The 14,216-nt window shown below is 72.7% G+C and carries 9 protein-coding genes; 4 read left to right on the forward strand and 5 right to left on the reverse strand.

Features of this window, described 5'->3' with window-relative positions:
- Nucleotides 1–13 precede the first annotated feature (13 nt).
- Nucleotides 14–2,956 carry a helix-turn-helix transcriptional regulator gene (locus BIV25_RS19355; protein WP_071373594.1) on the reverse strand — a complete coding sequence of 981 codons (2,943 nt, stop codon included), beginning with the start codon at nucleotides 2,954–2,956 and terminating at the stop codon, nucleotides 14–16.
- A gap of 168 nt (nucleotides 2,957–3,124) precedes the next feature.
- A complete protein-coding gene (locus BIV25_RS19360; RefSeq protein WP_071373595.1) occupies nucleotides 3,125–3,955 on the reverse strand; it encodes a helix-turn-helix transcriptional regulator in 831 nt (276 codons plus the stop codon).
- Nucleotides 3,956–4,072: 117 nt separating this feature from the next.
- Here BIV25_RS19360 and BIV25_RS19365 point away from each other — a divergent pair, with 117 nt between their 5' ends.
- Together BIV25_RS19365 and BIV25_RS19370 are read left to right on the forward strand one after the other, a co-directional pair.
- Nucleotides 4,073–5,758 carry an AMP-binding protein gene (locus BIV25_RS19365; protein WP_071373596.1) on the forward strand — a complete coding sequence of 562 codons (1,686 nt, stop codon included), beginning with the start codon at nucleotides 4,073–4,075 and terminating at the stop codon, nucleotides 5,756–5,758.
- A complete protein-coding gene (locus BIV25_RS19370) occupies nucleotides 5,755–7,374 on the forward strand; it encodes an AMP-binding protein (protein ID WP_071373597.1) in 1,620 nt (539 codons plus the stop codon). Before BIV25_RS19365 ends, BIV25_RS19370 begins: the two co-directional genes overlap by 4 nt.
- A 25-nt stretch (nucleotides 7,375–7,399) precedes the next feature.
- Here the strand turns inward: BIV25_RS19370 and BIV25_RS54405 are convergent, their stop codons facing one another.
- Entirely contained in the window at nucleotides 7,400–8,050 is a 651-nt protein-coding gene (locus tag BIV25_RS54405) for a hypothetical protein (RefSeq protein ID WP_371273041.1), read from the reverse strand.
- Between the two features lie 1,541 nt (nucleotides 8,051–9,591).
- Here BIV25_RS54405 and gcl point away from each other — a divergent pair.
- The gene (gene gcl / locus BIV25_RS19385) at nucleotides 9,592–11,379 is read left to right on the forward strand and encodes a glyoxylate carboligase (RefSeq protein WP_079176729.1); all 1,788 of its coding nucleotides are present in this window, start codon (nucleotides 9,592–9,594) and stop codon (nucleotides 11,377–11,379) included.
- A gap of 116 nt (nucleotides 11,380–11,495) precedes the next feature.
- Here the strand turns inward: gcl and BIV25_RS19390 are convergent, their stop codons facing one another.
- Nucleotides 11,496–11,729, reverse strand: a complete 234-nt coding sequence (locus tag BIV25_RS19390) for a hypothetical protein (protein ID WP_071373600.1) — start codon at nucleotides 11,727–11,729, stop codon at nucleotides 11,496–11,498.
- 70 nt (nucleotides 11,730–11,799) lie between these two features.
- Here BIV25_RS19390 and BIV25_RS19395 point away from each other — a divergent pair, with 70 nt between their 5' ends.
- Nucleotides 11,800–12,297 (forward strand): DUF3592 domain-containing protein, encoded by a 498-nt coding sequence (locus BIV25_RS19395; RefSeq protein ID WP_143076660.1) that lies wholly within the window; start codon nucleotides 11,800–11,802, stop codon nucleotides 12,295–12,297.
- Between the two features lie 393 nt (nucleotides 12,298–12,690).
- Here BIV25_RS19395 and BIV25_RS19400 read toward each other — a convergent pair whose 3' ends face one another.
- Nucleotides 12,691–14,169 carry a catalase gene (locus BIV25_RS19400; RefSeq protein ID WP_071373602.1) on the reverse strand — a complete coding sequence of 493 codons (1,479 nt, stop codon included), beginning with the start codon at nucleotides 14,167–14,169 and terminating at the stop codon, nucleotides 12,691–12,693.
- Nucleotides 14,170–14,216: the final 47 nt, after the last annotated feature.

Genomic DNA, 14,216 nt, shown 5'->3' on the forward strand with positions numbered 1-14,216 from the left:
ACCGGCGGCGCCGTCACTTCGCGCGGTGAGCCGCCGCCAATCGGACGATGTCGACCCGCGACCGGATCCCCAGCTTGCGGTAGACCCGGGTCAGGGTCGCCTCCACCGTCTTGACGCTGATGAACAGCCGGGCGGCGATCTCCCGGTTGGTGGCACCCTCCATGACCAGCGCGGCGACCTGACGCTCCATCGCGGCCAGCACGCCGAGCGCGTCCAGGGCGTCCGCCGCGGCCGGCGCCGGGTCCGGCTCGGGGACGGTCAGGGCCTCGTCCACCTGGCGCAGCCAGGGCAGCGCCCGGCAGCGCCGGAACATCCGGGTGGCCTCGTCGAACCCCGCCGCCGGGCGCCGCGCCCCGGCCCCCTCCCCGCCACCGGCGCCCCCTGTGCCGCTCGCGCTCCTCGTCCCGGCCGCGCCGTCCGCACCCGCCCCGCCGGCCGCGCGTGCCGTGGCTCCTGTGCCGCCCGCGGGGCGCCGTGGCCGCAGCCGGGCCAGCGCGAACGCGGCCCGCGCCTCCTCCAGCCCGTAGCCGAGCTTGCCGAGCCGGTCCTGAGCGGACGTCAGCTGGGCCGTCGCCGCCTCCAGGTCGCCCCGGGCGGCCCGCACCAGCGCCTCGGAGCGGTCCAGGACGGCGAGGACGCTCTCCCGGCCCAGCCTGAGGGCGTGCTCGCGGCTCACGTCGATGACGTCCTGGGCCTCCGCCGGTTCACCGGTTCGGACCAGTGCCTCGGCGAGGTCGCCCTGCCAGCGGCCGCGCGCCGGGTCGGTGATGCCGAGCCCCAGCTCCAGCCGGCGCACCCGGCGCAGCGAGCGCACCGTGCCCGCCGGGTCCCCGGCCACCAGCTGGGCGTACCCGAGCGCGCCCAGCGCCCGGGAGAGATACATCTGGTCGCCGTCCTGCTCCGCGTGCTGCACCGCCTCCCGGGCGAGCGCGAGCGCCCGGTCCACGTCGCCGCCGGAGGCCTCCGCGAGCGAGGTCAGCATCGCCGAGGCGGTCTCGCCGATCCCGGAGTCCCGGGCCAGGCGCAGGCTGTCGCGGGCTAGCTCCAGGGCGCGCCCGCAGTGCCCGGCGCGCAGCTCGGTCTCGGCGAGGCCGCGCAGGAAGTGCACCTCGCTCTCCACCGAACCGCGCCGGCGCACCTCGCGCAGCAGCGCGGTGACCGTCGTTCGCGCCTCCGCCAGCTGGTCGCCCATGACCAGCCAGCGGAACCGGGCGCTGAGCGCCCCGTTGTGGTGCCAGGTCACCCGGGGGTCCTGCGGCTCCTTCAGGGCCCGCTGGATGGTGCGGGGCGCCTCCGGATGGCCCATCAGGGTCTCGGTCTGCGCCTGGAAGGCGAGCGCGAGCAGCTCGGTGCGCCGTTCCCGGCCGCGCGCGGCCAGCTCGGCAGCGTGCGCGGCGGCCTCGCGGGCCTCGGTGAAGTCGCCCGCCACGATCAGCGCCCGCCAGGCCAGCTGGTAGTGGACCAGGGCCAGCAGCCGGGGGTCGTCGCCGGCGTCGGCGAGGGCCTGCGGGAAGACGGCGTCCACCTCGGCCATGGTGTGCCCGGCGCTGTCGATGACGATCATCCAGGCCCGCACCCGGTCGGCGGGCACGGCCGCCCGGGCGAGCACCTCGCGGGCGATGTCCCGGGCCAGGTCCAGTTCGCCCGCGGTGATGGCGTCCTCGGCGGCCTGGAGCCGGCGCTCCTGCTGCCGCGGTGCGCCGTCCGCCGGGGTGTGCCGGGCGGCGAGCAGTCCCAGCTGGGCGGCGACCGAGGGGGCGCCCCGGTCCCGGGCGAGGGCGGCGGCCTCGGCGAGCCGGGCGGCCACCTCCGGGTCGGCGCCCACGGTGGCCAGCGCCAGGTGCCGGGCCCGCTCGATCGGGTCGGAGGCGGCCGTGGACAGCGCCGCGTGCGCCGCCCGCCGCTCCGGCGCGGGCGCCTCGGCGTACAGCGCGGCGGAGATCAGCGGGTGTGCGAAGCGTACGGCAGGGGCGTCGGGCTCGGTGGCCAGCAGCCCGAGTTCGGCGGCCTGGGCGCACTCGGCCTCGGCGTGCGGCCGGCCCGCCGCGTGCAGCAGGGCCGGGGTGGGTCTCGCGCCGGCGCTGGCCACCAGCAGGGTGCGCCGGGCCTCGACGGACAGCATGTCCAGGCGGCTGAGCACCAGGGCGCGCAGGCTGGTCGGCACCGGCAGCGGCTCGCCCGGCCGGGGCGGGGTGGGGCGCTCGGCGAGGGCGCGGCCGAGCTCCAGGGCGAACAGCGGGTTGCCGCCGGAGGTGCGGTGGATCTCGCGGACCGTGGAGCGGGGCAGGTGCCCGTGGCCCCGGTGGTCGAGCAGCTGGGCCACCTGAGTGCGGGTCAGCGCGCCCAGCCGGACCGCGAGGGTGTCCGGCGGGCAGGCCCGCAGATGCCGGTCGTACTCCTGGCTCTCGGTGCCCTCCGTGCGTACCGCGCACAGGAGTTGGACCGGGGTGCCCTCCAGGCGCCGGGCGGCGAAGCCGAGCAGTTCGGCACTGGCCGGATCCAGCCACTGCAGGTCGTCGGCGACGACGAGGACCCCGCCGCGCGCGGCCAGCGCGCGCAGCGCGGAGAGCACGGCGAGGCGCAGGGCGAGGCCGTCGCGCTGGAGGCTGGACTCGCCGCGGCCGGTGAGGGCCGACTCCAGGGCGGTGCGCTGGGCGGCGGGCAGCCGCGGCGCGACGTCGTCGAGGACCAGCCCGAGGAGGTCGGCCAGGGCCAGGAAGGGAAGGTGGGATTCGGACTCGGTGGCCGAGCAGCGCAGGACCGTGTGCGCGGTGGCGCCGTATTCCTCGACCAATGCCCGCAGGACGGTCGATTTCCCTATTCCGGCGGGACCGTGGAGCAGCACGCTGCCGCCCGAGGCGAGCTGCTCCCGGGCGCCGGTGAACAGCTCCTCGCGGCCGATGACCAGGTCGGGACGGCACTTGGCAGGCTCCTGGAAGTCCCGTCGCACGGTCACCGCTCCCCTCGTGTGGCGTGTCCGGGCCAAATTCTAGGCAACGATCGCTGAAATTCGGCCGGAAGCGGTCGTGAGGGAAATAACAGAAGGGCAAGCTCGGGGAAAATCACGGCCGTTCCCATTGAATAGGAAGGTTTGTTTACTGCTGTCGCGGCCGTCCGTGCCGGGCTACGGCAGCAGCCCCGCCCTGCGGGCCGCGGTCACCGCCTCCCCTCGTGTGTGGGCGCCGAGCCTCCGCATCGCCGAACGCAGATAGCCCTTCACCGTCTCCGGGCGCAACCCCAGCCGTTCGGCCACGGCCGCGTTGGTGGCCCCCGCCGCCACCCAGGACAGCACGTCGAGTTCGCGCGGCGCCAGAGCCGCGCCGCCGGCCGGGCGCGATGCGGTCAACAGCCCGCAGGCGGCCAGCAGTTCGGCCCGCAGACCGGGGTCCGGGATCCGGGGTGCGAGCGCGCGCAGCGCCGCGTGCGCCTCGCGCACCTGCTCCCAGGCCGCGCCCCGGTCGGCCCCGGCCGGCTCCGCCCGCGCCGTCGCCAGCAGCTCCCGCGCCTCGTCCTGCACCACCAGCGCCTGCTCCACGTCCCGGGCGGCGGCCACGGCCGCGCCCAGCGTGCGGTCACCGAGCGGCTGGACCGAGCGCAGCGCGCCGTACAGCACCCCGCGCACCCGGCGCCGCACCACCACCGGCACGGCGACGATCGAGTGGATGCCCTCGGTGGCCACCTGGACGTCGTACTCGTGGCTGATCTGCCGGGAGCTGGAGTAGTCCGTCACCGCGCACGGCCGGGCCAGCGCCACCGCCTTGCCGCCGAGCCCGTTGCCGGACGTCACCGCGAGCGCGCGCAGCGCCGCCGTGTGCGTTCCGCTCAGCTCGCTGATCCGGATCTGCGGCCGCCCCGACTCCAGCAGCCCGCCGAAGGCCACCGGGAGCCCCGTCGCCCGCCGCAGCCGGGCCAGCGCGCCACCGATCTCCACTGCCCCCGCCGCGTCCGCCGTCACCTGGTCCGTCCTTCCGGTCGTCCACACCCCCGTTCGGGGGTAGTGAGACCTGCATCACGGATTAGACGATGCCAGAGAGCCGCCCGGCAATGGTCCGGAACAGCAAGGAGTTATGTGATGAGCACGGTGACCGAGGTGTTCCGCAACGCCCGGGACTTCCTGCTGGCGCACCGCGAGGACTACGCCACCGCCTACGAGGGCTTCGCCTGGCCGCGGCCCGCGCACTTCAACTGGGCGCTGGACTGGTTCGACGTGATCGCCGCCGGCAACGACCGGACCGCGCTGCACATCGTCGAGGAGGACGGCGGCGAGACGAAGCTGTCCTTCGCCGAGATGGCCGAGCGCTCGAACCGGGTCGCGAACCATCTGCGCGCGCGGGGCGTCGCCGCCGAGGACCGGATCCTGGTGATGCTCGGCAACCAGGCCGAGCTGTGGGAGACCGCGCTGGCCGCGATGAAGCTGCGCGCGGTCGTCATCCCGGCCACCCCGCTGCTCGGCCCGGCAGACCTGCGCGACCGCGTGGACCGGGGCCGGGTCAGACACGTGATCGCGCGGGCCGAGGACGCCGCCAAGTTCGCCGGGGTGCCCGGCGGTTACACGCGGATCGCGGTCGGGGGAGCGGCCGGGGCGGACCAGGCGGCGGACTGGGCGGTGTACGAGGACGCGTACGACGCGCCCGCCGCGTTCGTGCCCGACGGCCCCACCCTGGCCGACGACCCGCTGATGCTGTACTTCACCTCCGGTACGACCGCCCGCCCCAAGCTGGTCGAGCACACCCACACCTCGTACCCGATCGGGCATCTGGCGACCATGTACTGGATCGGCCTGAAACCCGGCGACGTGCATCTGAACATCTCCTCGCCCGGCTGGGCCAAGCACGCCTGGTCCAACCTGTTCGCGCCGTGGAACGCCGAGGCGACCGTCTTCATCCACAACTACACGCGCTTCGACGCGGCCCGGCTGATGGCCGAGATGGACCGGCACGGGGTGACCTCCTTCTGTGCCCCGCCCACGGTGTGGCGGATGCTGGTCCAGGCCGACCTCGGCCGGCTGCGCACCCCGCCCCGCGAGGTGGTCGCCGCCGGGGAGCCGCTGAACCCCGAGGTGATCGAGCAGGTCCGGCGGGCCTGGGGCGTCACCGTCCGGGACGGCTTCGGGCAGACCGAGACCGCCGTGCAGGTCTCCAACAGCCCCGGTCAGGTCCTCAAGACCGGCTCCATGGGCCGCCCGAGCCCCGGGTACCGCGTCGAACTCCTCGACCCGGTCTCGGGCGCGCCCGGCGCCGTCGAGGGCGAGATCGCCCTCGACCTCGCCGAGCGCCCGGTCGGCCTGATGACCGGCTACCACGGCGACCCGGACCGTACGGCCGAGGCGATGGCGGGCGGCTACTACCGCACCGGCGACATCGCCGCCCGCGACGCGGACGGCTACCTCACCTACGTCGGCCGCGCGGACGACGTCTTCAAGGCCTCCGACTACAAGATCAGCCCGTTCGAGCTGGAGAGCGCGCTGCTGGAGCACGAGGCGGTGGCCGAGGCGGCCGTCGTGCCCGCACCGGACGAGCTGCGGCTCGCGGTGCCGAAGGCGTACGTCGTCCTCGCCGAGGGCTACGAGCCGGGCCCGGACACCGCGAAGGTCGTCTTCGAGCACTCCCGCCAGGTGCTCGCCCCCTACAAGCGCATCCGCAGACTGGAGTTCGGCGCCCTGCCCAAGACCGTCTCCGGCAAGATCCGCCGCATCGAGCTGCGCGAGGCCACGGCCGAGGGGTCCGCGAACGAGTACCGCGAGGAGGACTTCCGGTGACCGCCCAGCCGTCTCATCCGTCTCATCCGTCTCAGCCGTCGTACACGCACGGCACGGGCACCACCGCCCTGCTCGGCGACACCATCGGCGCCAACCTCGACCAAGCCGTGGCCGCCTGGCCCGACCGCGAGGCGCTCGTCGACCTGCCCTCGGGGCGGCGCTGGACGTACGCCGAATTCGGCGCCGCCGTCGAGGAGCTGGCGCAGGGCCTGGTGGCCGCCGGGGTCGCCAAGGGCGACCGGGTCGGCATCTGGGCGGTCAACTGCCCGGAGTGGGTGCTGGTGCAGTACGCCACCGCCCGCATCGGCGCGATCATGGTGAACATCAACCCGGCCTACCGCACCCACGAGGTCGAGTACGTCCTGCGCCAGGCCGGGATCTCCCTGCTCTTCGCCTCCCTCGGCCACAGGACCAGCGACTACCGGGCGATGGTGCGGGAGGTCCGGGGGCGCTGCCCGGAGCTGCGCGAGACCGTCCACATCGGCGACCCGAGCTGGGAGGAGCTGCTCGCGCGGGGCACCGGCGACGCCCCGTACCCGGAGCTGTCCTGCGACGACCCCATCAACATCCAGTACACCTCGGGCACGACCGGCTTCCCCAAGGGCGCCACCCTCTCCCACCACAACATCCTCAACAACGGCTATTTCGTGGGGGAGTCGATCTCCTACACCGAGCAGGACCGGATCTGCATCCCGGTGCCCTTCTACCACTGCTTCGGCATGGTGATGGGCAACCTCGCGGCCACCTCGCACGGCGCCTGCATGGTCATCCCGGCACCGTCCTTCGAACCGCGGGCCACGCTGGAGGCGGTCCAGCGGGAGCGCTGCACGTCCCTGTACGGCGTGCCGACGATGTTCATCGCGGAACTGAACCTCCCCGACTTCGCGTCGTACGACCTGTCCACGCTCCGTACGGGCATCATGGCGGGCTCGCCGTGCCCGGTGGAGGTGATGAAGCGGGTCGTCGCCGAGATGCACATGGCCGAGGTCTCCATCTGCTACGGCATGACCGAGACCTCTCCCGTCTCGCTCCAGACCCGTGTCGAGGACGACCTCGAACACCGCACGGCCACCGTCGGACGCGTGCTGCCCCACCTGGAGGTGAAGATCGTCGACCCGGCCACGGGTATGACCCGACCCCGCGGCACGGCGGGTGAGTTGTGCACCCGCGGCTACAGCGTGATGCTCGGCTACTGGAACGAGCCCGAGAAGACCGCCGAGGCCGTCGACGCGGGCCGCTGGATGCACACCGGTGACCTGGCGACGATGCGGGACGACGGCTACGTGGAGATCGTCGGCCGCATCAAGGACATGATCATCCGGGGCGGCGAGAACATCTACCCGCGCGAGATCGAGGAGTTCCTCCACGCCCACCCGCGGATCAAGGACGTCCAGGTCGTCGGGGTGCCGCACGAGAAGTACGGCGAGGAGGTGCTCGCCTGCGTCATCCCGCAGGACCCCGCCGACCCGCTCACCCTGGAGGACCTGCGCGCCTTCTGCGCGGGCCGGCTCGCCCACTACAAGGTCCCGAGCAGGCTCCGGCTCCTCGACGCCTTCCCGATGACGGTGTCCGGGAAGGTCCGCAAGATCGAACTGCGGGAGACCTACGGCGGCTGAGCCGGCGTCCGGCTCGTTCCCGGCCTCAGGTCCGCCCGTCCCGCGCCCTCGTCCCCCGCTCCGGCGCGCCCTCGGTGTGCAGGGCGTCCGCCGCGTCGTTCATCGGCTGGGGGACGCCCGCGAGATCCAGCACGAACAGGGGGACGGCCAGGGCGGCCGCGCTCAGGCGGGCGTCGTCCGTGTAGCCGGCCAGTGAGAAGTACACACAGTCCGCGGACTCCGTCATCGCCGTCAGCCACAGGCACTCCACGTCCCGCGGCGCCGCCGGGCGGACGGTCGGGTCCACCTGGGCGAGGAGCCCGTGGGCGGCGAGCCCGATGCCGTTCGGCGGCCGCTGGTCGGCCCGCCGGATGTCCCGGTAGCCGAGCCAGCGCAGATACAGCGCGGCGGTGGTGACGGCGTCCCGGGCGGTACGGATGACACGCGGCTGAAACGCCGGCCGGGCAACGACCCCCCAGCCCGCCCCCACCTCTGACACCTCTCGGGTTCCGGCCGCGGGCGACTCGGGTGCGGGTGGTGTCGCGTGTTCTGCCGGGGTGCTGGGTGGGGGTGGTGTCCCGTCTTCGGTCGGGGTGCCGTCTTCGGTCGGGGTGGCGTGTGCGGGTGGTGTCCCGTGTTTGGTCGGGGTGCCGAGTCCGACCGGTGTCCCGTCTCCGGCCGGGGTCCCGGCTCCCATCGGCACCTCGTCTCCGGCCGGCGCCCTGCCTTCCGTCGGTACCTCGGCTCTGGCCACGGCCTCGCCTTCCGGGGGGACGCTGCCTTCCATCGGCGGCTCGCCTCCGGCCGTCACACCGCTTTTCGGCAGCACCTCGCCTCCTGCGGGCACTCCGCCTCCCACCGGCGTCCCCCGTCCGGCCGGTGCCTCGCCCGCCTTCGGTACCGGGCCTGCCTGCGGCACCGAGTCCCGCTGCGGCGCCGGGCCTGTCTCCGGCGCCGAGTCCGTCTCTTGTGCCGATCCTGCCCCTGGCGCCGAGTCCGTCTCCTGCGCTGATCCTGCCCCCGGCGCCGGACCCATCTCCTGCGCCGATCCCGTCTCCTGTGTTGGGCCTGCTTCCGCCGCCGTATCCGGCTCCTGCACCGAGCCTGCCCCCGGCGCCGGGCCCATCTCCTGCGTCGATCCCGTCTCCTCTGCTGGGTTTGCTTCCGCCGCCGTATCCGGCCCCTGTGCCGAGCCTGCCCCCGGCGCCGGACCCATTTCCTGCGCCGATCCCGTCTCCTGTGTTGGGCCTGCTTCCGCCGCCGTATCCGGCTCCTGCACCGAGCCTGCCCCCGGCGCCGGACCCATCTCCTGCGCCGATCCCGTCTCCTGTGCCGAGCCTGTCCCCTGTGCCGAGCCTGTCCCCGGCGCCGGACCCATTTCCTGCGCCGATGCCGTCTCCTGTGTTGGGCCTGCTTCCGCCGCCGTATCCGGCTCCTGTGCCGAGCCTGCCCCCTGCACCGTGCCCGGCTCCTGTGCCGGCTCCGAAGTTGATGTCGTCGCTGAGTCCGTCGTGGGCGCCGATCTCAGGTCCGGCTGTGTGCCTGTCCCTGTCCCCGGTACTGCTTCCGGCCCCGCTGCCCCCGGTCTCGACGCGGGATTCGGTGTCGGTCCGGTGCCTGCTCCGGGCGGCGGAGCCGCGCCCGGCCGTGTCCCGGCGTGTGTCCCGGATTCCCGGTCCGGCGGTTCCGCCCCCGTAAGGGGTCCGGGCCCGGAGGGGGCGGTGACCGGGATGCGCAGGACCGTGCCGCAGGGGCAGCCCAGTTCCGGGTGGGGCCAGTGGCTCCGGCGGCCGCAGGCGGCGCACGGCACCGCGATCCACTCGTCGTCCCAGGCGCGGTGCACCGTCACGACCGGCTCGGCGGCCGGATCCAGGCGCGGTGCGGTGGGGGTGCCGCACGCGCACGGGTAGACCGGCGCGGTGTAGACGTACTCGCGCCGACAGGCCGGACAGCGCACCGGCACGCTCTCGGGCATGGCCCACTCCCAGGCGTCGCGTCGGGACAGCGCTGCCCATGGTCCTCCTGTCCTGCCCCGCTTGTCCGGCGCTTGCCGGGTCTTCGCCGATTCGCGGCCCTCTCCGGTGTCTCTTGACGGCTTTCGTCCGCCCCCCTACATTGCTTCCAGATAGTAGAAATTAAATTCCGTAATGCGGAAACTAATGAACATCACGGACGCAGCTGTGCTCACCGCGGGGCGCGACGGGAGTACGCATCCGACAGCCGAAGCAGGAGTACTCGATGGCTCGTATGACCGCTGCCCGCGCGGCAGTTGAGATCCTCAAGCGTGAGGGCGTCACCGACGCCTTCGGCGTGCCGGGAGCGGCGATCAACCCCTTCTACAAGGCGCTCAAGGAGGGTGGCGGCATCCAGCACACCCTCGCCCGCCACGTCGAGGGCGCCTCGCACATGGCCGAGGGCTACACCCGCACCAGGCCGGGCAACATCGGCGTCTGCATCGGCACCTCCGGCCCCGCCGGCACCGACATGATCACCGGCCTGTACTCCGCCATCGGTGACTCGGTCCCGATCCTGTGCATCACGGGCCAGGCGCCCACCAGCGTGATCCACAAGGAGGACTTCCAGGCCGTCGACATCGCCTCGATCGCCAAGCCGGTGACCAAGATGGCGGTCACCGTCCTGGAGGCCGCGCAGGTCCCGGGCGTCTTCCAGCAGGCCTTCCACCTGATGCGCTCCGGCCGCCCCGGCCCGGTCCTGATCGACCTGCCGATCGACGTCCAGCAGACCGAGATCGAGTTCGACCCGGACACGTACGAGCCGCTGCCGGTCTACAAGCCCGCCGCGACCCGCGCCCAGATCGAGAAGGCGCTCTCCTTCCTGCTCGCCGCCGAGCGCCCGGTCATCGTCGCCGGCGGCGGTGTCCTCGGTGCCGATGCCGCCGACCTGCTGGTCGAGTTCGCCGAGCTGACCCAGACCCCGGTCGTGCCGACCCTGATGGGCTGGGGCGCGCTGCCCGACGACCACGAGCTGAACGCCGGCATGGTCGGCGTCCAGACCTCGCACCGATACGGCAACGCCAACTTCCTGGAGTCCGACGCCGTCCTCGGCATCGGCAACCGCTGGGCCAACCGCCACACCGGCTACAAGCTGGACGTCTACCGCGGCGAGCGGACGTTCGTCCACGTCGACATCGAGCCCACCCAGATCGGCAAGATCTTCCCGCCGGACTACGGTGTCGTCTCCGACGCCAAGGTCGCGCTGGAGCTGTTCATCGAGGTCGCGAAGGAACTGAAGGCGGAGGGCAGGCTGCCCGACCGCTCCGCGTGGGTCGCCTCCACCCAGGAGCGCAAGGCGACCCTCCTGCGCCGTACGCACTTCGACAACGTGCCGATGAAACCGCAGCGCGTGTACGAGGAGATGAACAAGGCCTTCGGCCCGGACACCCGTTACGTCACCACCATCGGCCTCTCCCAGATCGCCGGCGCGCAGATGCTGCACGTCTACAAGCCGCGGCACTGGATCAACTGCGGCCAGGCCGGCCCGCTCGGCTGGACCATCCCGGCCGCGATCGGCGTCGCCAAGGCCGACCCGGACTCCCCGGTCGTCGCCCTGTCCGGCGACTACGACTTCCAGTTCCTGATCGAGGAGCTGGCCGTCGCCGCCCAGCACCGGATCCCGTACGTCCACGTCCTGGTGAACAACGCCTACCTCGGCCTGATCCGCCAGGCCCAGATCGGTCTGGACATCAACTTCCAGGTCAACCTGGAGTTTGAGAACATCAACGCCCCCGAGCTCGGCGTCTACGGCGTCGACCACGTCAAGGTCGCCGAGGGCCTCGGCTGCAAGGCGATCCGGGTCACCGAGCCGGACCAGCTGGGCGCGGCCTTCGAGCAGGCCAAGAAGCTGGCCGCCGAGTACAGGGTGCCGGTCGTCGTCGAGGCGATCCTGGAGCGGATCACCAACATCTCGATGAGCCGCACCATGGACATCAGCGACATCTCCGAGTTCGAGGACCTGGCCACCGAGCCGGGCCACGCGCCGACCTCGATCAAGCCGCTGAAGGTCTGACGGCCGTAGCGCCGGCAAGCCGACAAGCCGACAAGCCGAGGGCGGCCCGTCCGGGAGGACGGGCCGCCCTCGGCCGTTCCCGCACCCCCGCACGGGACCGGCCCTTCTCCACCCCTTCACACCTCGTGTTCCGACAGCCCCGGCCAGTCGTCGGGGCCGCCGCCCTGCCACTCGATCAGGTCGCTCTCCTCCACCTCGATCCGGTCCAGGTCCGCCAGCCGCAGGATCTCCACGACATCGTCCAGATGGGAGGCGATCCCCAGCGTCACCTCGCCCTCGGTGACCCGCCGGGAGCCGTCCAGGGCGGGGGAGTGGACCACGATGTGCGGGTACTGCGTCGGATTGCCCATGCCCCCAGCGTGCTGCGCAGGCGCCCGAGGCGCACGCCGGGGCCGTGACGCGCCCCGATAGCGTGTGCGGGTGCAGAGAGACAGTCGTATATGGGCAGTGGGCCGCACGGTGGCCATGGCGGTGATGACGCTGGTCGGACTGGGCATCCTCGTGGCCGATGTCCGGGATATCGCGCAGGCCGACAGCCACATCTCCGACCTTCGCGCGCACGGGCGGCGGGTGCCCGGCAGCGCCGCCCTCGGCTACTCGTGTTCGTCGGGCCGTGGCGGCGGGTGCTCGGTGAGCAGTGTGCAGCTCATTTTCCGGGCCGCCGACGGGGACGACGTATACGTACCGGAGGACGAGCTGGCGGAGTCGCTCTATGTGCCCAGCGGCCGCCCTTCCGGGGCCGAGGACCTGGTGCCCACCACCGTCGTCTACGACCCCGCCGACCCGGAGGACGCCCAGGCGGCCGGCGCCCTGCACTGGGGCGTCGTGGACCTCATCGCGCACCACTGGCTCTCCTTCGCCCTCGGTGTGGTGCTGACCGGGGTCGGCGCGGCCGCACTCGTCATCGACCGGGTCTGAGGACCAGAGCGGTCAGGATGTACGGCAGCGCCCCCGGACCGACCGGTCCGGGGGCGCTGCTTCGGTGTGCTGATAGCCGTCCGACGGCGCGAGGCTGGGCGCGACAGGTCGTTCGCGCCGCCGGACGGGGCTGGTGGGGACCCCGTGAGCGGGGTCCGGGTGGGACCGCGGCGGATGCGACGGAACCGGGTCCCCCTTTCCCTCTGGTCGAGAAGGGGGACACGAGTCCTTCACCACCGCACTGGCTCGCATGCCGCCGCGGTCCTCGCCCTGCCCGCGCCGGCCGCTCGCCGGCCACCCCTCATCCGGGCCGCCGGGCGTCCTGCGCGGGCCGCGTGCGGAGTGGCTGACCTCCCGTCAGACTCCGTACGCCGCTTAGGTGTTGCTGTGTTCTCAGTCCTCGCGCAGGGCGCGGACCGCCTCCTCGACGCGCTTGCCGTACTCCGGGTCGGCGGCGTGGAAGTGGGCCAGGTTCTTCTCGATCACGTCGTCGCGGGAGACCTGCGACAGGCCGCCGGCGATGTTCGCGACCAGGCGGGACTTCTCGTCCTCGGACATCAGGCGGTACAGCTCGCCCGCCTGGAAGAAGTCGTCGTCCTTGGTGTGCAGGGGCGCCTCGTGGGTGCCCGTGTGGCCGGAGACGGCCAGCGGGGCCGACAGCGGGCGGCCGGTCTCGGCCGGGCCGTCGTAGGAGTTCGGCTCGTAGTTCTTGGCGCCGCGGCCCTGGCCGTTGACCGCCATCAGGCCGTCGCGGCCGTAGTTGAGGGCGCCGCCCTCGACCGCCTTCGGGGCGTTCACGGCGAGCTGGGTGTGGTTGACGCCCAGGCGGTAGCGGTGCGCGTCCGCGTAGGCGAACAGGCGGCCCTGCAGCATCTTGTCGGGGGAGGGGCCGATGCCCGGAACGAAGTTGTTCGGGGAGAACGCGGCCTGCTCGACCTCGGCGAAGACGTTGTCCGGGTTGCGGTCGAGGACCAGGCGGCCCACGCGCTGCAGCGGATAGTCCTTGTGCGGCCAGATCTTGGTCAGGTCGAACGGGTTGAAGCGGTAGTCCGCCGCCTCGGCCGCCGGCATGAGCTGGACGTACAGGGTCCAGGACGGGTGCACCCCGCGCTCGATGGCCTGGAGCAGGTCCGTCTGGTGCGAGTTGGCGTCCTTGCCCGCCAGCTCCGCGGCCTGCTCGCTGCTGAGCGAGCGGATGCCCTGGTTGGTCTTGAAGTGGTACTTGACGAAGAAGGCCTCGCCCTGGGCGTTCGTCCACTGGTAGGTGTGCGAGCCGTAGCCGTTCATGTGGCGGTACGACGCCGGGATGCCGCGGTCGCCCATCAGCCAGGTCACCTGGTGCGTGGCCTCCGGGGCGTGCGCCCAGAAGTCCCAGACGTTGTCCGGCTCCTGCCGGCCCGTGAACGGGTCGCGCTTCTGGGAGTGGATGAAGTCGGGGAACTTGATCGGGTCCTTGATGAAGAACACCGGGGTGTTGTTGCCGACGAGGTCGTAGTTGCCCTCTTCGGTGTAGAACTTCAGCGCGAAACCGCGCGGGTCGCGGACGGCGTCGGCGCCGCCGAGCGAGTCGGCGACCGTGGAGAAGCGCGCGAACACCTCGGTGCGCTTGCCGATCTCGCTCAGGAAGTCGGCGTGGGTGAAGCCGGTGACGTCGTCGGTCACCTCGAAGTGGCCGTACGCGCCGGAGCCGCGGGCGTGCACCACGCGCTCCGGGATGCGCTCGCGGTTGAAGCGCGCGAGCTTCTCCAGGAGGTGCTGGTCCTGGAGGAGGAGCGGGCCGCCGACGCCGGCGGAGGTGGAATTCTGGTTGTCTGCGACCGGGGCGCCGGACTCCGTGGTGAGAGTTCGCGCCGTGAGCACGCGCTTCGACATCGGGGACCTTCCGTACGAGTGGCAGCGGAAAACTGTTTCCGCTTTGT

This window comes from Streptomyces sp. MUSC 14 (assembly GCF_001866675.1).
Taxonomy (GTDB): domain Bacteria; phylum Actinomycetota; class Actinomycetes; order Streptomycetales; family Streptomycetaceae; genus Streptomyces.